Genomic DNA, 20,503 nt, shown 5'->3' with positions numbered 1-20,503 from the left:
GTCGGCGGCTAGGTAGTGCGCGCGCAGTGGGGCGCCGTACTCACTGACCAGCAACGGAACCCCGAAGAAGCGTTTGGCCACCAAGCCGGGGAGAGCCGTCGCGCCACCGGAAGGGGTGAATGCACGTAACTTTCGCCCACCGGTCGCGTTCCGTCGCGCTAGGGCGCCAAGTGGTTACGGAACGTCAGGCTTCGGCCAGGTGGTAGGGCGTCACTCGCCCGGGTACACCCAGGGGTTGGGCCGGCACCGGATGCCGTCGATGCGCAGCGACTTGGTCTGCTGCTGCATCACGGGCGCGGGGGCGCCGGGCGTCGTGCAGGCGCGGTGGTCGTGTCCGAGCCGGTGCCCGACCTCGTGGTTGATCAGCATCTGCCGGTACGCGTGCATCGCCTTGGGGCCGTACGTGTCGGCGCCCTGTGCCCAGCGGTAGGCGTTGAACATCACCCGGTCGGTGGAGGCGGAGTCGCAGGAGACGTTGTCGACCGTCGTGTCGAGGCCCGACTTGGCGCACCAGACGCCGGTCGTCCCGGGGCTGGCCAGGGTGACGACGAAGTCCGGGCGGCCGGTGGAGATCCGCTCGAACGTCATGGCGCCGCCGTGCGCCCAGCTGCGGGAGTCGTTGAGGGTCTTCTGGACGGCCGTCGCGAACAGCTTGCCGTCGAGCCCCAGCCCCTTCTCCACGTCGACGCGGTAGCGGACCTTCCGCCCCTTGCCGGGCGCCGGGTCGGCCCCGGGGACGGCCTCGAACACGCCGGGCCCCTTGAGCGTCGGGGACAGCGGGAACTGGCGGGCCATCAGCTGCTCGTACGTCGGCGGCAGGAGGGGCGCGACGGGTCGGGACGGCACCGTCAGGGGCGGGGTGGCCCGCTGGTCGGAACGGGACGCCGCGTCCTCGCCGGGCCGTACCTCCGGCGTGTCGGCGGCCTGCCCGGCGCGGCCGTCCCGCCCGTCCTCGGCGACCTGGCCGGCGACGACGACCGCGAGGACGGTGGTGACGGCGGCCGCGGCGATCCCGGTGTACGTACGGCCCCGGCCGCCCCTGCGGTCGACGCCCGGGGTGCCGTCGCGCCCGTCCCCGGTGTCGCCGTGCGGGACGTCCGGGCCGCCACCGTCGCCGGTGGCCTCCCGGCCGGTGGCGGCCGGGGCGGTACCGGTGGTCGGGGGCGTACCGGCGATCCGGTCCCCGCCGCGCCGGTGTCCGCCGCGCCGGCGCTCTTCGGCGACGCCCACGCCGCCGCCGTCACCGGTGCCGTCGCCCTCGCGGGGCCCCTGCGGCACGGGCGCGTCGAATGCGTCGACGAACTCCCGGCGGGGCCCCGGCACCCGCGGCGCCGCCTGCGCGATCCGCGGTCGCGGCGCGCCGGCCGGCTGCTCCGCGGCGGCGTGCGGGGCGGCGTACGGGGCGGTGCCCCAGCCGCCGCCCGGCTCGCGCTGCTCGGGGTGCCCGCCGCGCGCGTCGCGGGGCGGGGAGTAGGGGGCCGCGGTGCCGTGCGCCGTGGCGCCCTGGTCACGGCCGGATCCGAAACCGGGGTCGAAGCCGTACGCCCCGGGCGCCTGCTGCGGCTGGGGCCGGCCCTCGGCCGGCTGGCGCCGCGCCCGGGACGCGGCCGGGGCCACCGGTGCGGCCGGGGGTCCGGCCTGGGGTGCGGTCTGCCGCGGTGCCGGGGACTGGGCCGGTGGCTGGGCCGGTCCCCTGCGGCGCCGGCCGCCGCCCTGCGCGGGGGCGGCCGCGGTACTCCGGTCGGCCCCCCGGTCGGTGGGTGCGGGGCCTTTGCGGCTGTGTCGTCCCACGCCCCGGATCAGCTCCCCGCGCCGTCGTGCCGCCGCTCGCCGCCGCCGTGCGGCCCGGCCTCCCGCCGTACGTCGACGCCGCCCGGCCCGGCCTCCCGCCGGTCGCCGTCACCGCCGCCGCCGTCCCGGTCGGCCGGCACCGGATCGCCGGGGAGCCCGTGCGTGACGAGCTCGCGCACCGCGCGCGCCACCGCCTCGGGGTACTCCATCATCGCCACGTGCCCGGCGTCCGGCAGCGTCAGGAGGCGGGCGTCCCGGAAGGACGCGGCGGCCTTGCGGGCCATGCGGTACGACACGAGCCGGTCGCGCCCGCCGTAGACGAGCAGCGTCGGGGCGAGGACGCGCTCGGCCTGGCGCCACAGGTTGTGCTGGCCGCCGAGGGTGTAGGCGTCGACGATGCCCCGCGCGGAACGGCTCATCGCGTCCCAGAAGTACGGCAGCTGCAGGCGGCGCTCCATCTCCTCGACGGCGGCGCGCAGCCCGTCCTCGGTGACGGTGCGCGGGTCGCCGTAGCAGAGGCCGAGGACGCCCCGGACGCGCTGCTCGGGCGTCCAGTCGCGGGTGACGCGCGCGAACAGCCGGGCCACACCGGGGACTGCCAGCAGCCCGGTGGGCCACGCGCTGCGCTGCGCCCGCAGCTCGGGCAGCGCGGGCGAGACCAGCGTCAGCGTGCGGACGAGGTCGGGGCGGACGGCGGCCACCCGGGTGGCGACCGCGCCGCCCAGGGAGTTGCCGATCAGGTGCACGGGGCCGCGGGCGCCGGCGTCGAGGAGCCGGATGACGGCTCGGGCGTGGCCCGTCACGGAGTAGTTGCCGTCGTCGGGCGGCGGGGAGTCGCCGAAGCCCGGCAGGTCGACGGCCTCGCCGTCCAGGACGTCGGCGAGCAGCGGCATGAGCGCCGACCAGTTCTGCGAGGAGCCGCCGAGCCCGTGCACGTACAGCGCGGGAGCCCTGCCGGCCGTGTCGTCGGACGGCCGGTGGCGGACGTTCAGCGTCAGCCCAGGCAGCGTCACGCGGCGCAACCGCTCCCCCGCGGCGACCCGTACGGCACCCACCCGGGGCGCCGCCGCGGCGGCCGTCGGGGACGCGGGCAGCTCGGTCGAAGACATGCGCCAATGTTACGAGACGATCACGTCCGGAACGGTGTGTTCGCCGTCACAGGATCGCATAGCGCGGGAATGGGCAACCTTCTAGGCTCGTAGCGAGGGCAGAAGCCCGCGAGGAAGGGGAGCTCATGACCGTCGACCCCACCGATCCCGAGACGCTGGCGGAGCTGGCCCGGGAGAACGGCACGACCGCGACCGCACGACTGGACGAGGAGACGCCCGAGGCGGACGCCGCCGAGCAGCACACGGAGCTGGTGCCGCAGACGGACGATCCGCTGTCGCGGATCGACCCCGAGGTGGCGAACGAGGCGGACGCGGTGGAGCAGGCGCGGGTGGTCGAGCTGGACGAGGACGACTACCGCGACGCCTGACGCCGGCCGGCCCACCAGCCCGCCAGCCCGCTCGAGCGCCGGCCCGACCGTCCGCCCGCCCGTCTCGCGGCGCGGCAGGGTCGCGGCGCGGCGCGGGAGACCGGGTTCGACCGCCTTCCACCGGGTCAGATTCGTTCAAACTTGAAGCTCCGGGTACCGCGGGCGTCCGGTACGTGAAATTCTGCGCTCGCACCGCGCACAGCCGGGTTACCCAAAAGTACGATGGCGGCGCTGCGCACAGCGCATTCGGATCGAATATGGGAGGCGGCGTGACAGCCATCGAGCAGACAGAGGCGGCGCGCCCGAGGGGCACACGCCTGCCGCGCCGAGCCCGACGCAACCAGCTCCTGGGCGCGGCCCAGCAGGTCTTCGTCGCCCAGGGTTACCACGCGGCCGCGATGGACGACATCGCGGAGCGGGCGGGGGTCAGCAAGCCCGTCCTGTACCAGCACTTCCCCGGCAAGCTGGAGCTGTACCTGGCACTGCTCGACCAGCACTGCGAGTCACTGCTGCACGCGGTCCGGACGGCGCTCGCCTCCACCAGCGACAACAAGCAGCGCGTCGCCGCCACCATGGACGCCTACTTCGCCTACGTCGAGGACGAGGGCGGCGCGTTCCGCCTGGTCTTCGAGTCGGACCTGACGAACGAGCCGGCGGTGCGCGAGCGCGTCGAGCGGGTCTCCCTGCAGTGCGCCGAGGCCATCTCCGACGTGATCGCCGAGGACACGGGGCTCTCCCCGGACGAGTCGATGCTGCTCGCGGTGGGTCTGGGCGGGGTGTCGCAGGTCGTCGCCCGGCACTGGCTGGCCAGTGACTCGCCCGTACCGCGCGACACGGCCGTGCAGTTGCTGACGTCGCTCGCCTGGCGCGGCATCGCCGGCTTTCCGCTGCACGCGGCCGAGGGCCACTGACGCCGGACGGCGTCCCGGGGGCCTGTTCGCTCCTGGCGTGCGCCACCCGGCCGTGGCGGGTCGCCTCTCCGGGCTAATGTGTGCAGCGTACGGCGCGGTGATCGCGCAACGCTGACCGTTCGGAGGGACATAGCCGTGGAGGTCAAGATCGGCGTGCAGCACGCGCCCCGGGAGATCGTTCTGGAGAGCGGGCAGTCCGCCGAGGACGTCGAGCGCGCGGTGGCCGACGCGCTGGGCGGCACGTCGAAGCTGCTCAGCCTGGCGGACGACAAGGGCCGCAAGGTCCTCGTGCCGGCCGACCGGATCGCGTACGTCGAGATCGGCGAGCCGGCGGTTCGCCGGGTCGGTTTCGGCGCGCTGTGACGACGTAGCGCGACAGCGACAGCCGGAGGCCCGGCGGGGGCGACCCCGCCGGGCCTCCGCCATGTCCGCGCCCCTCCCGGCGCCCGCCCGCGCGGCAGGGGGCGCACGGCGGGACGGTGGTCGCGAAGGGGTGTTCGGGTGTGGCGGTCCCCCGGGGGCCGTCGGGGCGCGCGGGAGGGTTGCGTTCCACGGGGCAGGGGTAGGACCGGGACGACCGCTCTGCCCGCCCCGCCGTCCGCGAGGTGATGTGCTGTGTTCTGGGAAGCTCTCGGCTCCGTCCTGCTCGGACTCGCCCTGTCCTGGGCCGTCCTCCACCGGCTGGCCGACCGGCTCCCGCCGCGTCGTACGGTGCTGGTCACCGGCACGCTCGGCGCGCTGTTCGGCGCGCTCGTCACCCACGCGGCGCTCGGCCCCGGGATGGTGCTCGGCACGCTGCTGGGCGCCGCCGCCATCAGCGCCGTCCTGCTGTCCCTGCTGATCCGCCCGGCGGCCCGCCGGTTGCGCCGATCAGCGGCGGCGTGAACCACGCCGCCGCCCCCCACCCGACACGCACGGCCCCCGGCCCGCCCGGGACGACCGGCGTGACCCGGACGGCCGGAAGGACCGGGACGGCCGCTAGGCCGCGAGGCCCAGCGCCGCCATCCGCTTCGTGTGCGCCTTGGTGATGCGCGAGAACATCTCGCCGACCGCCGCCAGGTCGAAGCCGTCCGCGACACCGCCGACGAGCATCGTCGACAGGGCGTCCCGCTCCGCCACGACCCGCTGGGCCTGCGACAGGGCCTCGCCCATCAGCCGCCGCGCCCACAGCGCGAGCCGCCCGCCGAGGCGCGGGTCCGCCTCGATCGCGGCGCGGACCTTCTCCACGGCGAAGTTCCCGTGCCCCGTGTCGTCCAGCACGGCCAGCACCAGCGCGCGCGTGTCCGAGTCGAGCCGCACGGCGACCTCGCGGTAGAAGTCGCTGGCGATCGAGTCGCCCACGTACGCCTTGACCAGGCCCTCCAGCCAGTCCGACGGGGCCGTCTGGCGGTGGAAGTCGTCCAGCGCCTTCGCGAACGGCTCCATCGCGGCGGTCGGCTCCACGTCGATCGCGGCGAGCCGCCCGCGCAACTGCTCGAAGTGGTGGAACTCGGCGGACGCCATCTTCGCCAGCTCCGCCTTGTCGCCCAGCGTCGGAGCCAGCTTCGCGTCCTCGGCGAGCCGCTCGAAGGCCGCGAGCTCCCCGTAGGCGAGGGCGCCCAGCAGGTCCACGACGGCCGCGCGGTACTGCGGCTCCGCGGAGGCGGCCGCCCAGTCGAGTGCGGCGATCCCGGTCGGTTCTTCGGCGGCAGTGGCGTTGTCAGGCGTCTCCATGAACCGCACAATAGCCCGCCCGCGGCACCCGGTAAGGCGCTGGTCAGTGGCGGCGGCATCCCCCTCCCCCGGGTGTGACGTCCCCCTCCTTGTGAATCGTCACGACACTCCTGCGGGAATCCGGGGTACAGTGGTAAAGCGCCCTGTCGAGTATGCGGACACTTCCGTACGCGCTCGGGGGGCGGTTCCATGAATGAGGATGCCCGGTCGGTGGCCCGATCGGCTCCGACCCGACAGCCCTCCGTGCGCCACCGCACATGAGGGGCCCCTCAGCGGTATGACGCTCGAGCGACGGCAGTGGTCCCGCGCCACCCGGCTGTGATGCCACAGTGCGGCCGGACAGTGATCCGGCGCGGTAAGACCCCCAGCGTTCGCCTCGTACCGCGGCTCACAGAAGAGGCGACACCCTGACTACGCAGGCCATGACTTTCCGAGAGCTCGGGATCCTCCCCGAGACCGCCGAGGCCCTTGAGGCCGTCGGCATCGTCAACCCCTTCCCCATCCAGGAGATGACCCTCCCGGTCGCCCTCTCGGGCAGCGATGTCATCGGGCAGGCCAAGACCGGCACCGGCAAGACGCTGGGCTTCGGCCTGCCGCTGCTGGAGGCCGTCACCGTCCCGGCCGACGTCGAGGCGGGCCGCTCCCGCCCCGACCAGCTGACGGACGCCCCGCAGGCCCTGGTCGTCGTCCCGACCCGCGAGCTGTGCACGCAGGTCACCAACGACCTCCTGACCGCCGGCAAGGTCCGCAACGTCCGCGTCCTCGCGATCTACGGCGGCCGCGCCTACGAGCCGCAGGTCGAGGCGCTGAAGAAGGGCGTCGACGTGGTCGTCGGCACCCCCGGCCGCCTGCTCGACCTGGCCGGTCAGCGCAAGCTCGACCTGTCCCACATCCGCACGCTCGTGCTGGACGAGGCCGACGAGATGCTCGACCTGGGCTTCCTGCCCGACGTCGAGAAGATCATCAACATGCTGCCGGCGAAGCGCCAGACGATGCTGTTCTCGGCGACCATGCCGGGCGCCGTCATCGGCCTCGCCCGCCGGTACATGTCGCAGCCCACGCACATCCGCGCCACCGCCCCGGACGACCAGGGCGCGACGGTCGCGAACATCAAGCAGCACATCTACCGCGCCCACTCCATGGACAAGCCGGAGCTGGTCTCCCGCATCCTGCAGGCCAGGGGCCGCGGACTCGCGATGATCTTCTGCCGTACGAAGCGCACGGCGGCCGACATCGCCGAGCAGCTGGAGCGGCGCGGCTTCGCGTCCGGCGCCGTCCACGGCGACCTCGGCCAGGGCGCCCGCGAGCAGGCGCTGCGCGCCTTCCGCAACGGCAAGGTCGACGTCCTCGTCTGCACCGACGTCGCCGCGCGCGGCATCGACGTCGAGGGCGTCACCCACGTGATCAACTACCAGTCGCCGGAGGACGAGAAGACGTACCTCCACCGGGTCGGCCGCACGGGCCGCGCCGGGGCGTCCGGTACGGCGATCACGCTGGTCGACTGGGACGACATCCCGCGCTGGCAGCTGATCAACAAGGCGCTGGAGCTCGACTTCAGCGACCCCGTCGAGACGTACTCGACCTCCCCGCACCTCTACAGCGACCTGGACATCCCGGAGGGCACGAAGGGCGTCCTGCCGCGTACCGAGCGCACCCGGGCCGGGCTCGGCGCGGAGGAGCTGGAGGACCTGGGCGAGCCGGGCGGGCGCAAGCCCCGCGGCCGCGGGCGCCGTGAGGAGGAGCGTTCGGAGCAGCGCCCCGCCCCCCGTACGCCGCGCCAGCGCCGCCGCACCCGCGGCGGGACCCCGCTCGACGAGGCGGCCGCCGCGCAGACGCCGGTCGCGACGGCGGACCACACGGCGGGCACCGCGACGGACGGCACCGCGGACGGCACGGCTCCGGCCGAGCGCCGCACGCCCCGCCGGCGGCGCCGTACCCGTGCGGGCGCGACGGCGGAGGCCGCCGCGCCGGTGACCCCGGTCGCGCAGGCCCCGGAAGCGGTGGCGCCCGCCGCCGTGGAGGCGCCCGCCGCCGCCGTGGAGACGGCCGTCGCCCCGGAGGCGGAGGCCGCGCCGCGCCGCCGCACCCGCAAGGCCGCCGAGGCGAAGGCCGACGAGGCCGTCGCCACCGCCGAGGGCACCGCGCCCGACGCCGAGGCCAAGCCCCGCCGCCGCACCCGCAAGGCCACCCCGGCCCCCGAGGCCACCGACGCCACCGACGCCGGGACCGAGACGGCGGAGGCCGCGCCGCGCCGCCGCACCCGCAAGGCCGCCGAGGCGAAGGCCGACGAGGCCGTCGCCACCGCCGAGGGCACCGCGCCCGACGCCGAGGCCAAGCCCCGCCGCCGCACCCGCAAGGCCACCCCGGCCCCCGAGGCCACCGACGCCGGAGCCGAGGCCGTGGAGGCCGCCCCGCGCCGCCGCACCCGCAAGGCCGCCGCGTCCGCCGACACCGCGGCGGTCCCGGCGCAGGCGACGACCGAGGCGAAGCCGAGGCGCCGTCGTACGACCAAGGCGGCCGCGGCGCCCGTCGAGGCCTGACCGATCCGCCGAAGGCCCCGCCACCCTCCCGGTGGCGGGGCCTTCGCACGTCCCCGCGTCCGCGCCGGTACGCGCCGGGTCGGGGGGAGGCGTTCCGGGCCGCTAGCCTCGTCCCATGAGCCGGCCGCCCACCTTCGTCCCGCCGCCCTGTGCCCGCGCCCGCGTCCTCGTGACCGCCCGCGGCCCCTTCGCCGTGCTGGACGCGGCGCCGCCCGCCGACCGCCCGCCCGCGGGGACCGCGCTGCTCCTGCCCGGGTACACCGGCAGCAAGGAGGACTTCGTCGCCCTGCTGGAGCCCCTCACGGCGGCGGGGTACCGGGTCGTGGCGGTGGACGGGCGCGGGCAGTACGAGACGTCCGGGCCGAGCGTCCCGGAGGCGTACGCGCGGGTCGAGCTGGCGCGGGACGTACTGGCGCAGGCCGAGGCCGTCGGCGGGGACGGCCCGGTGCACCTGCTGGGCCACTCGCTCGGCGGGCAGATCGCGCGGGCCGCGGTGCTGACGGACCCCGCTCCGTTCCGCACGCTCACCCTGATGTCGTCAGGCCCCGCCGAGGTCGCCCCCGAGCAGCGGCAGAAGATCAAGCTGCTGAGCGACGCCCTCGCCGTGATGGACATGGAGCAGGTGTGGCAGGCGATGCGGGCGCTGGAGCCGCCCGAGGACGCGGGCGACCCGCGGCGCGGTGAGCGGGAGGACCTGCGCCGCCGCTGGCTGCTGCACAACCCGGCGCAGCTCGTCGCGACGGGCGGCCAGCTGATCGCGGAGCCGGACCGGGTGGCGGAGCTGGCCGCGCTGGAGCCGCCGCTGCCGGTGCACGTGCTCTCCGGTGAGCGCGACGACACCTGGCCGGTCCCGCTGCTGGACGCGATGGCCGAGCGGCTGGGCGCGCACCGCACGCGGATCGCCGGCGCCGAGCACTCCCCGAACACCGACCGCCCGGCGGAGACGGCGGCAGCGATCGCGGCCTTCTGGGACCGGTACTGAGCCGCGGACCGGGCAGGCGCTCTCAGAGGGTGTCTCGTCGATCGTGCCGGGCTCCCGGCCTGATCGCCAAGACACCCCCTAGAACCGCGACTGGAGGTGCTGCCAGAAGCCCTCGCGCAGGGAGCGGCGCAGCAGGGCGTGGCCTCGCAGGGAGCGGCTGAGGACGCGCTCGGCCTCCAGCAGCAGGTCCTGGTCGACGCCGGCCGGCAGGTAGGGGCGGCCGGGCAGCAGCTCCGCCATCTGCTCGGTGCCGCGTTCGGCGAGCCAGGTCGCGGCGATCTGGGCGCCGACGAACCGGGCCTCGTCGCGGGACGGCGGGGGCTCGCCCTCGTTCTCGTACGTGGTCACCGGCCGGCGGGTGATGTAGGGGCGGCAGAAGTCCAGGTCGAAGACGCGCTGGCTGTCGACCTCCCACAGCAGGGGCTCGGCCTGGTTGCGGCCCTCGGCGGACTCGATGCCCCACAGGTGGACGCGGGCCCCGTACCCCTGGGCGGCCTCCACGGCGGAGACGAGGTCCTCGTCGCCGCCGACGAGGGCGGCGTCGCTGATGGCGCGGTGGCGGGCGAGTGACTCCAGGTCGGAACGGATGAGGGAGTCGACGCCCTTCTGCTGGTTGTTGGCGTTGAGGTTGCCCAGGCGGACCTTGACGTCGGGCAGCTCCGCGATGGTCTGCTGCTCGGCGGTGTGGATGCGGCGGCGGGCGCCGTCGTACCAGTAGACGCGCAGCAGCCTGCTGTCGGCGAAGATCGTGCGGGCGGTGTCGATGAAGGCGTCGATGAGCCCTTCGGCGTCGAGGTCGAAGGCGCGCCGGTCCTCGGTGCCCGCGACCAGCAATCCGGCGGAAGCATAGACGTAACCGGCGTCGACGAAGATGGCGTGGGTGGAGGGCGTCTTGGCGACCTCCGCCAGCATGCGTCGCAGGAGCTCGTTGGTGCGCTCCAGGCGCCGGGCGATGGACTCGTCGTTCATAGGGGCCTCATTGTCCGTGGCGGGCGTTCCCTTTGCCAGCCGCTCCTTGTTCGACGATCGAAGAATTTCCTTAGTTTAGGGAATGTTTGGGTAGTGCACCTGGTTGCAGGTGGTACGAACACACTCCGACGAAGGGAGAAGCCATGCGCTTCGAGATCATGCGACTCGACGACGTCGACGGCCTCGCCGTGGACAGCACCGTCGTGGACGCCGCCTCCGTCAACCGGATCGTGCAGCACGCCGCGGCCACCGGCCAGCGGGTCTACATCCGCCCCGCCGCCGCGTCGTGACGCACACACCCGTGACGCACACACCCGTGACGCACACGCCGTGACGCACGCGCCGTGAGGTGCGGACGACCGCGCCCCCGCACCGACGATCGGTGCGGGGGCGCGGTCGCGTCCCGGCCGGCGGGGGCCGGGGATCGGGCGGCTCAGGCGCCCTGGATCACCTGTGTCACCCCGTTGATGATCTGCTGCACCGCGATGGCGGAGAGCATCATGCCGGCGAGCCGGGTCACCAGCACCACACCGCCGTCCTTGATCACTCGGATGATCACCAGCGAGTAGCGCATGGTCAGCCACAGCACGAGGTGCATGGCGCCGATCGCCGCCCACACCGAGACCTGCCCGCGCACGCCGTCGGCGTGCTGCACGGCGAGGATCACCGAGACGATCGCGCCCGGGCCGGCCAGCAGCGGCATGCCGAGCGGGACGAGGGCGACGTTCACGTCCTTGGTCTGCTGAGGCTCGTCGGTCTTGCCCGTGAGCAGGTCGAGCGCGATGAGCAGCAGCAGGAGACCACCGGCGATCATCAGCGCCGGAACCGAGACGTGCAGGTAGTCGAGGATCTGCTGGCCGAGGAGGCCGAAGACGGTGATCACGCCGAAGGCGACGGCGACGGCCTGCCAGGCCATGCGGCGCTGCACCTTGGCCGGCCGGCCGGAGGTCAGGGCCAGGAAGATCGGGGTGATCCCCGGGGGGTCCATGATGACGAAGAGGGTCAGGAAGAGGGAGCCGAAGACGGCGACGTCGAACACAGTGAGCCTTGCGAGGAGGTGGTACGGAAGGACGCGCGGCGGAGCCGGGCGGGGAGTCGTACGGCGGGGCGCCGGACGGCGGAGGTGCGGGTGGGCGGCCGCGTCGGCCGCGGCCGACGGGCGAGCCGGGGCCACGGGCCGCCCGGGGTCACGGGCGGGCCGGGGTCACGGGCGTCCGCCCGTGCCGGGTACCGGGAAGGCCCCGGTGGCGCGCCGGGTGATCTCGCCGTAGATCTCCGGGTCGGTGGTGTACTCCCCGAGCCGGCACGTCTTGCGGCTGCCGTGGTAGTCGCTGGAGCCGGTGGTCAGCAGGCCGAGCTCGCGCGCGAGACCGCGCAGCCGGGCCCGGGCCGGCTCGTCGTGGTCCATGTGGTCGACCTCGACGCCGTCGAGGCCGCTCGCCGCGAGGTCCGCCAGGGCCGCGTCGGACAGGGTCCGGCCGCGCTTGGCGGCGCCGGGGTGCGCGAGGACGGCGACCCCGCCGGCGGCCTTGACAAGGCTCACGGCGGTGAACGGGTCCAGCTCGTGCTTCTCCACGTGCGCGCGCCCGCCGTCGGCGAGCCACTCCGGTGTGAACGCGCCGGAGACGTCCGGGACGACGCCCAGCTCGACGAGGGCCTGCGCGACGTGCGGGCGGCCGACGGAGCCGTTCCCGGCGATGGCGGCGACCCGCTCCCACGTGACGGGCACTCCCAGGCCGCGGAGCCGTCCGACCATGGCGCGGGCCCGCGGCACCCGGTCGTCGCGCACCAGCTCGCGCTCCCGCGCCAGCTCCGGCTCGTCCGGGTCGAAGAGGTAGGCCAGCAGGTGGACGCCCATGCCGTCGACGCGGCACGACAGCTCGGCGCCGGTGACGAGGGTCAGCCCCTCGGGCAGCGCGGCCAGGGCCTCGGCGTGGCCGCGCGTGGTGTCGTGGTCGGTCAGCGCGACGACGTCGAGCCCCTCCGCGGCGGCGGCGCGCACCAGCTCGGCGGGGGTGTCCGTACCGTCCGAGGCCGTGGAGTGGGTGTGCAGGTCGATGCGCACGACGCGTGACTCCGGGGCTCGCTGCGGACGGGGGACACCCAAGGATAACGGCCCCGCGCACCCGCCCCGCCCGCCACGGACCCGCCCCCACGGACCGGCCCGCCCGCGCCCTGCGGGACCGCGCGCCGCCCGCCCGGACCGCGCGGTCAGCTCCCGCGCGGTCCGCCCGCGGCCGGGTCCGGGGTCAGGACAGCAGGCGCGGCGAGAGCGCCCCGCACGGCACCATGTCGACCTCGGGACCCGCCTCGCGCAGATCGGTGAGGACCAGCTCGTCGTAGAGGAGCAGTCCCGCGTGCTCCGGCCAGGCGACGGCCCACAGCCACAGGCCGCGCGCCTCGCCGGCGAAGACGGCCCGCCCCTCGGGGACGTCGGCGACGTGCCACAGCGGGGTCAGCCGGCCGCCGGCCAGGACCTTGGCGTGCGGCGCCTTGTCCTGGCACAGGTGCGGGCCGGGGTCGGGGCCCTCCAGGCCGGCGTACCGCGCGCCCAGCCCGACGCCCAGCTCCTCGGCGACCAGCAGCAGCTCGCCGACACCGCCGAGCGGCCCCGGGCCCGAGCAGGCGACGGCGGTGGCGCGTCCGCCGCTGCGGTCGTCCCCGGCGTGCGCGACGCCCGTGAAGAGCCAGCCGATCGGCAGGGGCCAGGGCATCCACACGGGTACCTGAGCCCGGTTCACGACGACGTGGAGCGCTTCCAGGCTGGGCGGCACCACGGGCTGCAGCGGGTACACGGCGCCGTGCGCGCCGCACTGCCAGCGGTCGGAGAAGAGGCCGGGCGCCCTGACCCTGCCTCCGCACTTCGGGCACGTGGGTTCGCCCCTCATAGGGTTCAACGGTCCTCCCCGACCGTCGCCGCGTCAAGGACGATCACCCGTCCGGTGTGCCGCGGGGCAGGCGGCGTCCCCGGCGCTCCGCCCGGCCGCTCGGTTCCGGCCAGTCGGCTCCGGGCGCTCGGCCCAGGCCCTCGGCCGGGGGCCGCTCAGTCCAGACGCACGGCGGGGCGCAGGGGGTCGCGCAGGTCGGTCTGGGCGCCCAGCCAGCGCTCCTCCAGCGCCTGCGCGCCGTGGACGCGCTTCCAGGCCGCCTCGTTCGGCGTCATCGGCAGCAGGGGCAGGAAGCGGACCGGGTCCATCCCCTCCCCCGGCTCCAGGTCCGGCACCAGACCGCCCGGCTCGGCGACGAGGACCGACGTGAAGGGCGCGCCCGGCCAGAGCGGCTCCCCGGTGTCCAGCGACGCCCCGGGCGCCACGACGAGGCCCTCGACCTGGGGCGAGGCGGCCAGCACCGCCAGCGGGCGGAGGACCTTGTCGGTGTCGGCGACGCCGGCCCGCACGGTCAGGACGAGTTCGGCGCGCGGACCCGCCACGGGGTCCGCGACCACCGACGTCGGGTCGGTCATGGGACGGGCCGACATGCCGAGCGTGGCGTACCGCACCACGGGCCTGTCCCCGCCGTTCTCGGTGTCCGAGAAGCGCAGGACCTCGATCCGGTCCGTGCCGAGGAAGGTCACGGAAGCCCGCGCGTCGGGTTCCCCGAGCGCCGAGCGCAGCCGCGCCTCGACCAGCGCGAGAACTTTTTCCATACGGCGAGCATAGGCCGGGTCCGGAGCGGGCAGGGAACAGGATTGACCCTCAGTCGGCTGATAGGGTGGGCCGCTGGTCGGGACGGAGCGCCGAGCGCGCCTTCCGGTCCCGACGACACGTCATCCCCCACGGGGGACCGGCCGGAGGAGGTGGGGCTGCGGTGGATCGAAGTCGACCGTGCAGTACCAACCGCTCTTCCGCGCCGCGCGGGCCGCTCCCGCCGCGCACCCCTTGCGTCCGCCCCGCCTCCCGTACGTCTTCTCGTACGGGCGTCTGAGGCGTTTCCGCCCGTACTCCGCACGCCGGGCACCGCGCACGACGGAAGAGCACGTCGTCCCTGCCTGTCTGTAGCGAACCGCGAACAGCGAACTCCGTCACCGCGATCCGCGGTGCCGCCCGCTTTGCGGACGTACGCAACGCCACGTCCCCATTCCGGGCTGTGCCTCGCCTCGCCGACGGCTTCTTGCGTGAAGGAGCCTGCCATGTCGATGATCCGTGACCTGCGTGCCGTCGTACGCCCGTCGCTGCGCAAGCGCGCCCCCTACCAGCCGTACAGCGCGTACGACGCGACACGCGACCCCTCCGCGTCCACCGCCGTCGTCGACTGCGCCGTGTACCGGGACGGGCGGCGCGTGGCGGACGAGGGGTGCCTGACGCCCCGGGAGGCGATGCGGCGCGTCCGCGAGGGCGGCGGCTTCGCCTGGATCGGGCTGCACGAGCCGACCGAGGCCGAGTTCGCGGGCATCGCCGCCGAGTTCGGGCTCCACCCGCTGGCGGTGGAGGACGCCGTCCACGCCCACCAGCGGCCGAAGTTGGAGCGGTACGACGACACGCTGTTCACGGTCTTCAAGACGATCCACTACGTGGAGCACGCCGAACTCACCGCGACCAGCGAGGTCGTGGAGACGGGCGAGGTGATGTGCTTCACCGGGCGGGACTTCGTGATCACCGTCCGGCACGGCGGCCAGGGCTCGCTGCGCAACCTGCGCCACCGGCTGGAGTCGGAGCCCGAGTTGCTGGAGAAGGGCCCGTCCGCCGTCCTGCACGCCATCGCCGACCACGTCGTCGACGGGTACATCGCGGTCGCGGACGCCGTCGAGATCGACATCGACCAGATCGAGATCGACGTCTTCTCGCCCCCGGCGAAGGGCGGCACGCGCGGCACCGACACCGGCCGCATCTACCAGCTGAAGCGCGAGGTCCTGGAGTTCAAGCGGGCGGTGACGCCGCTGATGCGGCCCATGCAGCTGCTGAGCGAGCGGCCGATGCGGCTGGTCGACCCGGACATCCAGAAGTACTTCCGCGACGTCGCCGACCACCTGGCCCGCGTCCAGGAGCAGGTCGTGGGCTTCGACGAGCTGCTGAACTCGATCCTCCAGGCGAACCTCGCCCAGGCGACGGTCACGCAGAACGAGGACATGCGCAAGATCACCAGTTGGGCGGCGATCATCGCCGTGCCGACGGCGGTGTGCGGGGTGTACGGCATGAACTTCGACCACATGCCGGAGCTCCAGTGGAAGTACGGCTACCCGATGGTCCTGACGGCGATCATCGGCATCTGCTTCGCCATCCACCGCACGCTCAAGCGCAACGGCTGGCTGTAGGGGGCGTCTCGTCGATCATGCCGGGCTCCCGACGCCCGGTGCCGCACCTCGCCGCGTCGTCGTCGGCCGCGGCGCCGAAGGGCCGCCGGGCACGGGGGCGTGGGGGCGGGGCGCGCTGGCTAAGCTGCGGGGCATGACTGACGACTCGCTGCTCGGCCACGCCCTCGTCGAGGAGGCCACGAAGAAGTCCGGCCTCATCTGGGTGCGCGGCGAGGGACCCGCGCGGGCCCTGTGGCACGTGTGGCACGACGGCGCCGCGTACGTCGTCGGGGGCGGGCCCGGGGAGCAGCCGCTGCCCGGCGGCCTCACCGACGGCGCGAGCGTCGAGGTCACCGTGCGCAGCAAGGACAAGGGCGGGCGCGTCGTCGCCTGGACGGCGCTGGTGGGCGAGCCCGTGCCCGGTTCCGAGGCGTGGACCGCGGCGGCCGACGAGCTGAAGGGGAAGCGGCTGAACGCCCCGGACGCCGAGACGATGACCGAGCGCTGGGCCCGCGAGTGCCGGCTGCTGCGGCTCACGCCCCGCGAGGCCGTCACCGAGCTGCCGCAGGGCTCGCTGTCGGCCGTGCCGCTGCCGACGCCGGCGACCACGCGCCGGCCGGTGCCGCCGGCGCTCCCCCGGCTGCTCCTGCGCCGCCGCGGGCGCTGACGCCCCGCCGGCACCCGACCGCGACCGCCGCGGCCCGACGCCGCGTTCCCGACTCGGCGTTCCCGACGCCGCGGGCCGGGTGGGCCGCCGCCCCGCTCCGCCGCGCGCGGCCGGACCGCCGCCCGCGGTCAGTCGCTGGTGCGGGGGAGTTGGCGGCCGTAGTCGACGGTGTCCTCCTTGGCCGGCTCCTCCAGCGGGAAGTCCCGGTTCCAGTCGGAGAGGACCACGGCGCCGCCGCCGCCGCCCCGGGCGAAGCGGAGCGGGTACGGCGTGCCGTCGAGGGCCACGTCGAGCGTGCCGCCCGCGCCGTGTTCGCCGCCCGACACCTTGATGGTGCGCAGGCCGGCGACCTTGTCGCGGTCGCCCTTGTGCACCTCGCCGTGCAGCTCCAGCAGGCCGCCGAGGAGGACGTTCATCTCGGTGAAGCCGCGCAGCCGCTTGTACGAGGGGTCGTCCTGGGGCACCTTGACGTACTTCCCGTCGAGCTTGTCCGCCGCCTCGATGTCGGCCTCGGTCGGCTCGTCGGACCCCTCGGCGTGGCGCCAGAACGCCGCCCCCGCCTTGAGGAAGAGGGCGTCCTGGACGCGCAGCAGCTCGAACGTCGACGTCCTGGTGGTGACGGAGCCGGTCGCGCCCGCGCCCTTGAGCCGCATGTTCAGCTTGTACGTGCCGGACTTGCTGACCAGGGTGCCCGCGAGGCGCACGGACGCCGCGGCCTTCGCCTCCGTGCGGGCCTTGGTCTCGATCTCCTTCGCGGAGAGTCTGCCGACGCCGTTCGTGCCCTCGTCCGGGTCCTCCTTGGCGCAGGAGGTCACTGCCGCGGCCAGCCCGACGCAGAGCGCGACGGGGAGCGCGGCGCGGCGGGTTCGCCGAGCCGGGGGGAGAGCGGTCACCAGCGCTGCCTCTCGTGTCGCACATGGGGGGACGGCAGACGGCAGCGTACCGGGACCGGGTGGCGGGGTCCGCACGGAGCCGTACGGACGCCCTACCCGGGCGACCCCGACCATGACGAGCTAGCCTGAAACACCGCACCGCACGGACGTGCGGACACGGCGCACGTGGCGGACGACGGAGGAGGAGGCGCTGGGCATGGCAGGTGTCGCCCCCCGCATCTTCGTCTCGCACCTCGCCGGCGCGCCCGTCTTCGACCCAAGCGGCGACCAGGTCGGCCGGGTGCGGGACATCGTCGCCATGCTGCGCGTGGGCCGGCGGCCGCCCCGGGTGCTCGGGCTGGTCGTCGAGGTGATCGGCCGCCGCCGGATCTTCCTGCCGATGACCCGGGTGACGGGGATGGAGTCCGGCCACGTCATCACCACCGGCGTGCTGAACGTCCGCCGCTTCGAGCAGCGTCCCACCGAGCGGCTCGTCCTCGGCGAGCTCCTCGACCGCCGGGTCCGGCTGGTCGACGGCGGGGACGAGGTGACCGTCCTCGACGTCGCCATGCGCCAGCTGCCCGCCCGCCGCGACTGGGAGATCGACAAGGTCTTCGTCCGCCGGGGCGGCGGCGGGGCGCTGCGCCGCCGCGGCGAGACGCTCACCGTGGAGTGGTCGGCGGTCACCGGCTTCTCCCTGGAGGAGAGCGGGCAGGGCGCCGAGAACCTGCTCGCCACCTTCGAGCGGATGCGCCCCGCCGACGTCGCCAACGCCCTTCACCACCTCACCCCCAAGCGCCGGGCCGAGGTGGCCGCCGCGCTCCACGACGACCGGCTCGCCGACGTCCTGGAGGAGCTGCCCGAGGACGACCAGGTCGAGATCCTCGGCAAGCTCAAGGCGGAGCGCGCCGCGGACGTGCTGGAGGCGATGGACCCGGACGACGCCGCGGACCTGCTCTCGGAGCTGCCGGAGGACGAGAAGGAGCGGCTGCTCACGCTGATGCGCCCCGACGACGCGGCGGACGTGCGGCGGCTCATGTCGTACGAGGAGCGCACCGCGGGCGGTCTGATGACGACCGAGCCGATCGTGCTGCGCCCGGACGCCACGGTCGCCGACGCCCTGGCCCGGGTGCGCCAGCAGGACCTCTCCCCCGCGCTGGCGGCGCAGGTGTACGTGTGCCGCCCGCCGGACGAGACGCCCACCGGGAAGTTCCTCGGGACGGTGCACTTCCAGCGGCTGCTGCGGGACCCGCCGTTCACGCTGGTCTCGGCGATCGTCGACACCGACCTGGAGCCGCTCGGCCCGGACACCCCGCTGTCCGCCGTCACCAGCCACCTCGCCGCGTACAACCTGGTCGCCGCGCCCGTCGTGGACGACAGCGGGTCGCTGCTCGGCGCGGTCACCGTCGACGACGTGCTGGACCACCTGCTGCCGGACGACTGGCGGGAGACGGAGTTCGAGCCGGACGAGGAGCGGGGGGCCGCGCATGGTGCCTGACCGCACCCCGGAGCGGGGCGCCGGTCGCGAGCGCGCCGGGCAGCGCGAGCGGGCGGCCCCGCGCGAGCGCCCCGCGCCCCGCACCCGGCTCGACCAGCCGCTGGACCAGCCGCGGGTCCGGCGGTTCCGGCTGCTGCCCGAGTACGACCCGGAGGCGTTCGGGCGGCTGTCGGAGCGGATCGCCCGGTTCCTGGGGACGGGCCGGTTCATCGTCTGGATGACGGTGGCCATCATCACGTGGCTGATCTGGAACGTCTCCATGCCGGACGAGCTGCGGTTCGACCCGTACCCGTTCATCTTCCTGACGCTGATGCTGTCGCTCCAGGCGTCGTACGCGGCCCCGCTGATCCTGCTCGCCCAGAACCGGCAGGACGACCGGGACCGGGTCAACCTGGAGCAGGACCGGGCGCAGAACGAGCGGTCCATCGCCGACACCGAGTACCTGACCCGGGAGATCGCGGCGCTGCGGATGGGGCTGGGCGAGGTCGCCACCCGCGACTGGATCCGCTCGGAGCTGGAGGACCTGGTGCGGGAGCTGGAGGAGCGCGGAGCCGCCGCTCCGCGCGCCGCCGCCCCGGGACGTGACGAAGGCGACCGCTGACGGGCTTTCCGGACGCCGCGGTCAGCGCCGTACCATCGTCCGTATGACGACGGAAGACGCGGTGCGTGAAGCACTGGCGACGGTGAACGACCCCGAGATCCATCGACCGATCACCGAACTCGGCATGGTCAAGTCAGTCGAGATCGGTGCCGACGGCGCGGTGGCGGTCGCCGTGTACCTGACGGTCTCCGGCTGCCCGATGCGCGAGACGATCACGAAGAACGTGAGTGAGGCGGTCTCCCGGGTCGAGGGCGTCACCCGCGTCGACGTGTCGCTGGACGTGATGAGCGACGAGCAGCGCAAGGAGCTGGCGGCCGCGCTGCGCGGCACCACCGCCGAGCGCGAGGTGCCGTTCGCCAAGCCCGGCTCGCTGACCCGTGTGTACGCGGTCGCCTCCGGCAAGGGCGGTGTCGGCAAGTCGTCCGTGACCGTGAACCTCGCCGCCGCGATGGCCGCCGACGGGTTGAAGGTCGGCGTCGTGGACGCCGACATCTACGGCCACAGCGTGCCCCGCATGCTGGGCGCCGACGGCCGGCCCACCCAGGTCGAGAACATGATCATGCCGCCGTCCGCGCACGGGGTGAAGGTCATTTCCATCGGCATGTTCACGCCGGGCAACGCGCCGGTGGTGTGGCGCGGCCCGATGCTCCACCGCGCCCTCCAGCAGTTCCTGGCGGACGTGTACTGGGGCGACCTGGACGTGCTGCTGCTGGATCTGCCGCCCGGCACCGGCGACATCGCGATCTCGGTGGCGCAGCTGGTGCCGAACGCCGAGATCCTGGTGGTCACCACCCCGCAGCAGGCCGCGGCCGAGGTCGCCGAGCGGGCGGGGTCGATCGCCGTGCAGACCCACCAGAAGATCGTCGGCGTCGTCGAGAACATGTCGGGCCTGCCGTGCCCGCACTGCGACGAGATGGTCGACGTGTTCGGCACGGGCGGCGGCCAGAAGGTCGCCGACGGCCTGACGAAGACCACCGGCGCGTCCGTGCCCGTGCTCGGCTCCATCCCGATCGACGTGCGGCTGCGCGAGGGCGGCGACGAGGGCAAGCCGGTCGTCCTGACCGACCCGGAGTCACCGGCGGGCGCGGCGCTGCGCGCCATCGCGGGCAAGCTCGGCGGCCGTCAGCGCGGCCTGTCGGGCATGTCGCTGGGGATCACCCCGCGCAACAAGTTCTGACGTCCCGGCTCCCGGACCCCCGGGGGCGCGGGTACGCCGTCGCGTCCGTGACGGGGGAGGGGCGCCGCTCGACAC

At 74.6% G+C, this 20,503-nt stretch carries 21 protein-coding genes; 12 read left to right on the top strand and 9 right to left on the bottom strand.

Going from position 1 to position 20,503, the window contains the following annotated elements; all coding sequences use genetic code 11:
* Positions 1-210 precede the first annotated feature (210 nt).
* Both LPA54_RS32010 and LPA54_RS32005 read right to left on the bottom strand, forming a co-directional pair.
* The gene (locus LPA54_RS32010; RefSeq protein WP_228984288.1) at positions 211-1,791 is read right to left on the bottom strand and encodes a DUF3152 domain-containing protein; all 1,581 of its coding nucleotides are present in this window, start codon (positions 1,789-1,791) and stop codon (positions 211-213) included.
* Between the two features lie 8 nt (positions 1,792-1,799).
* Positions 1,800-2,900 (bottom strand): alpha/beta fold hydrolase, encoded by a 1,101-nt coding sequence (locus LPA54_RS32005; RefSeq protein ID WP_228984287.1) that lies wholly within the window; start codon positions 2,898-2,900, stop codon positions 1,800-1,802.
* Between the two features lie 125 nt (positions 2,901-3,025).
* Between LPA54_RS32005 and LPA54_RS32000 the strand changes: the two genes are divergently transcribed.
* The 4 genes from LPA54_RS32000 (at position 3,026) to LPA54_RS31985 (ending at position 5,064) form a co-directional block, all read left to right on the top strand.
* Positions 3,026-3,268: a hypothetical protein gene (locus tag LPA54_RS32000; protein ID WP_228984286.1), complete on the top strand. Its 243-nt coding sequence runs from the start codon at positions 3,026-3,028 to the stop codon at positions 3,266-3,268.
* A 269-nt stretch (positions 3,269-3,537) separates the two neighbouring features.
* Positions 3,538-4,179, top strand: coding sequence for a TetR/AcrR family transcriptional regulator (locus tag LPA54_RS31995; RefSeq protein WP_228984285.1), 642 nt, complete (start codon positions 3,538-3,540; stop codon positions 4,177-4,179).
* Between the two features lie 135 nt (positions 4,180-4,314).
* Positions 4,315-4,542: a DUF3107 domain-containing protein gene (locus LPA54_RS31990; RefSeq protein ID WP_228984284.1), complete on the top strand. Its 228-nt coding sequence runs from the start codon at positions 4,315-4,317 to the stop codon at positions 4,540-4,542.
* A 252-nt stretch (positions 4,543-4,794) separates the two neighbouring features.
* Entirely contained in the window at positions 4,795-5,064 is a 270-nt protein-coding gene (locus tag LPA54_RS31985) for a hypothetical protein (protein ID WP_228984283.1), read from the top strand.
* 93 nt (positions 5,065-5,157) lie between these two features.
* Here LPA54_RS31985 and LPA54_RS31980 read toward each other — a convergent pair whose 3' ends face one another.
* The gene (locus LPA54_RS31980) at positions 5,158-5,892 is read right to left on the bottom strand and encodes a ferritin-like fold-containing protein (protein WP_228984282.1); all 735 of its coding nucleotides are present in this window, start codon (positions 5,890-5,892) and stop codon (positions 5,158-5,160) included.
* A gap of 422 nt (positions 5,893-6,314) precedes the next feature.
* On the opposite strand from LPA54_RS31980, the gene LPA54_RS31975 reads away from it, so the two are divergent.
* Together LPA54_RS31975 and LPA54_RS31970 are read left to right on the top strand one after the other, a co-directional pair.
* Positions 6,315-8,432, top strand: a complete 2,118-nt coding sequence (locus LPA54_RS31975; protein WP_228984281.1) for a DEAD/DEAH box helicase — start codon at positions 6,315-6,317, stop codon at positions 8,430-8,432.
* Between the two features lie 115 nt (positions 8,433-8,547).
* Entirely contained in the window at positions 8,548-9,414 is an 867-nt protein-coding gene (locus LPA54_RS31970) for an alpha/beta fold hydrolase (RefSeq protein ID WP_228984280.1), read from the top strand.
* Positions 9,415-9,492: 78 nt separating this feature from the next.
* Here the strand turns inward: LPA54_RS31970 and LPA54_RS31965 are convergent, their stop codons facing one another.
* Positions 9,493-10,383: an NYN domain-containing protein gene (locus LPA54_RS31965; RefSeq protein ID WP_228984279.1), complete on the bottom strand. Its 891-nt coding sequence runs from the start codon at positions 10,381-10,383 to the stop codon at positions 9,493-9,495.
* A 143-nt stretch (positions 10,384-10,526) separates the two neighbouring features.
* Between LPA54_RS31965 and LPA54_RS31960 the strand changes: the two genes are divergently transcribed.
* Positions 10,527-10,673 carry a hypothetical protein gene (locus tag LPA54_RS31960; protein ID WP_228984278.1) on the top strand — a complete coding sequence of 49 codons (147 nt, stop codon included), beginning with the start codon at positions 10,527-10,529 and terminating at the stop codon, positions 10,671-10,673.
* A gap of 143 nt (positions 10,674-10,816) precedes the next feature.
* Here LPA54_RS31960 and LPA54_RS31955 read toward each other — a convergent pair whose 3' ends face one another.
* The 4 genes from LPA54_RS31955 to LPA54_RS31940 all read right to left on the bottom strand — a co-directional run bounded on the left by LPA54_RS31955 (position 10,817) and on the right by LPA54_RS31940 (position 14,029).
* Complete coding sequence (locus LPA54_RS31955) at positions 10,817-11,422, bottom strand: MarC family protein (protein ID WP_228984277.1); 606 nt, start codon at positions 11,420-11,422, stop codon at positions 10,817-10,819.
* A gap of 165 nt (positions 11,423-11,587) precedes the next feature.
* The gene (locus tag LPA54_RS31950; protein WP_228984276.1) at positions 11,588-12,448 is read right to left on the bottom strand and encodes a PHP domain-containing protein; all 861 of its coding nucleotides are present in this window, start codon (positions 12,446-12,448) and stop codon (positions 11,588-11,590) included.
* 184 nt (positions 12,449-12,632) lie between these two features.
* Positions 12,633-13,271 carry a DUF6758 family protein gene (locus tag LPA54_RS31945; protein ID WP_228984275.1) on the bottom strand — a complete coding sequence of 213 codons (639 nt, stop codon included), beginning with the start codon at positions 13,269-13,271 and terminating at the stop codon, positions 12,633-12,635.
* Positions 13,272-13,426: 155 nt separating this feature from the next.
* Complete coding sequence (locus LPA54_RS31940) at positions 13,427-14,029, bottom strand: suppressor of fused domain protein (protein WP_228984274.1); 603 nt, start codon at positions 14,027-14,029, stop codon at positions 13,427-13,429.
* Positions 14,030-14,512: 483 nt separating this feature from the next.
* On the opposite strand from LPA54_RS31940, the gene LPA54_RS31935 reads away from it, so the two are divergent.
* Together LPA54_RS31935 and LPA54_RS31930 are read left to right on the top strand one after the other, a co-directional pair.
* Entirely contained in the window at positions 14,513-15,634 is a 1,122-nt protein-coding gene (locus LPA54_RS31935; protein WP_228984273.1) for a magnesium and cobalt transport protein CorA, read from the top strand.
* Between the two features lie 133 nt (positions 15,635-15,767).
* On the top strand, positions 15,768-16,280 hold the full coding sequence (locus LPA54_RS31930; protein ID WP_228984272.1) for a hypothetical protein: 513 nt from the start codon (positions 15,768-15,770) through the stop codon (positions 16,278-16,280).
* Between the two features lie 128 nt (positions 16,281-16,408).
* Here LPA54_RS31930 and LPA54_RS31925 read toward each other — a convergent pair whose 3' ends face one another.
* A complete protein-coding gene (locus LPA54_RS31925; protein WP_228984271.1) occupies positions 16,409-17,173 on the bottom strand; it encodes a hypothetical protein in 765 nt (254 codons plus the stop codon).
* A gap of 196 nt (positions 17,174-17,369) precedes the next feature.
* Here LPA54_RS31925 and LPA54_RS31920 point away from each other — a divergent pair, with 196 nt between their 5' ends.
* From LPA54_RS31920 to LPA54_RS31910, 3 genes are read left to right on the top strand one after another with little or no spacing between them, the layout of a single operon-like run.
* Entirely contained in the window at positions 17,370-18,650 is a 1,281-nt protein-coding gene (locus tag LPA54_RS31920; RefSeq protein ID WP_228984270.1) for a CBS domain-containing protein, read from the top strand.
* A complete protein-coding gene (locus LPA54_RS31915; RefSeq protein WP_228984269.1) occupies positions 18,640-19,251 on the top strand; it encodes a DUF1003 domain-containing protein in 612 nt (203 codons plus the stop codon). Before LPA54_RS31920 ends, LPA54_RS31915 begins: the two co-directional genes overlap by 11 nt.
* Before the next feature lie 43 nt (positions 19,252-19,294).
* Positions 19,295-20,428, top strand: coding sequence for an Mrp/NBP35 family ATP-binding protein (locus LPA54_RS31910; protein WP_228984268.1), 1,134 nt, complete (start codon positions 19,295-19,297; stop codon positions 20,426-20,428).
* The last annotated feature ends 75 nt before the right edge of the window (positions 20,429-20,503 follow it).

It is taken from the genome of Streptomyces sp. DH12 (assembly GCF_020873895.1).
Taxonomy (GTDB): domain Bacteria; phylum Actinomycetota; class Actinomycetes; order Streptomycetales; family Streptomycetaceae; genus Streptomyces.
This window is presented reverse-complemented; position numbering and strand designations above follow the sequence as displayed.

Excerpts from the sequence above, each read along its gene's own strand:
- LPA54_RS32005 (WP_228984287.1), bottom strand. The coding sequence starts at position 2,900 with ATGTCTTCGACCGAGCTGCCCGCGTCCCCGACGGCCGCCGCGGCGGCG.
- LPA54_RS32000 (WP_228984286.1), top strand. The coding sequence starts at position 3,026 with ATGACCGTCGACCCCACCGATCCCGAGACGCTGGCGGAGCTGGCCCGG.
- LPA54_RS31980 (WP_228984282.1), bottom strand. The coding sequence starts at position 5,892 with ATGGAGACGCCTGACAACGCCACTGCCGCCGAAGAACCGACCGGGATC.
- LPA54_RS31975 (WP_228984281.1), top strand. The coding sequence starts at position 6,315 with ATGACTTTCCGAGAGCTCGGGATCCTCCCCGAGACCGCCGAGGCCCTT.
- LPA54_RS31970 (WP_228984280.1), top strand. The coding sequence starts at position 8,548 with ATGAGCCGGCCGCCCACCTTCGTCCCGCCGCCCTGTGCCCGCGCCCGC.
- LPA54_RS31965 (WP_228984279.1), bottom strand. The coding sequence starts at position 10,383 with ATGAACGACGAGTCCATCGCCCGGCGCCTGGAGCGCACCAACGAGCTC.
- LPA54_RS31960 (WP_228984278.1), top strand. The coding sequence starts at position 10,527 with ATGCGCTTCGAGATCATGCGACTCGACGACGTCGACGGCCTCGCCGTG.
- LPA54_RS31945 (WP_228984275.1), bottom strand. The coding sequence starts at position 13,271 with ATGAGGGGCGAACCCACGTGCCCGAAGTGCGGAGGCAGGGTCAGGGCG.
- LPA54_RS31940 (WP_228984274.1), bottom strand. The coding sequence starts at position 14,029 with ATGGAAAAAGTTCTCGCGCTGGTCGAGGCGCGGCTGCGCTCGGCGCTC.
- LPA54_RS31935 (WP_228984273.1), top strand. The coding sequence starts at position 14,513 with ATGTCGATGATCCGTGACCTGCGTGCCGTCGTACGCCCGTCGCTGCGC.
- LPA54_RS31930 (WP_228984272.1), top strand. The coding sequence starts at position 15,768 with ATGACTGACGACTCGCTGCTCGGCCACGCCCTCGTCGAGGAGGCCACG.
- LPA54_RS31920 (WP_228984270.1), top strand. The coding sequence starts at position 17,370 with ATGGCAGGTGTCGCCCCCCGCATCTTCGTCTCGCACCTCGCCGGCGCG.
- LPA54_RS31915 (WP_228984269.1), top strand. The coding sequence starts at position 18,640 with ATGGTGCCTGACCGCACCCCGGAGCGGGGCGCCGGTCGCGAGCGCGCC.
- LPA54_RS31910 (WP_228984268.1), top strand. The coding sequence starts at position 19,295 with ATGACGACGGAAGACGCGGTGCGTGAAGCACTGGCGACGGTGAACGAC.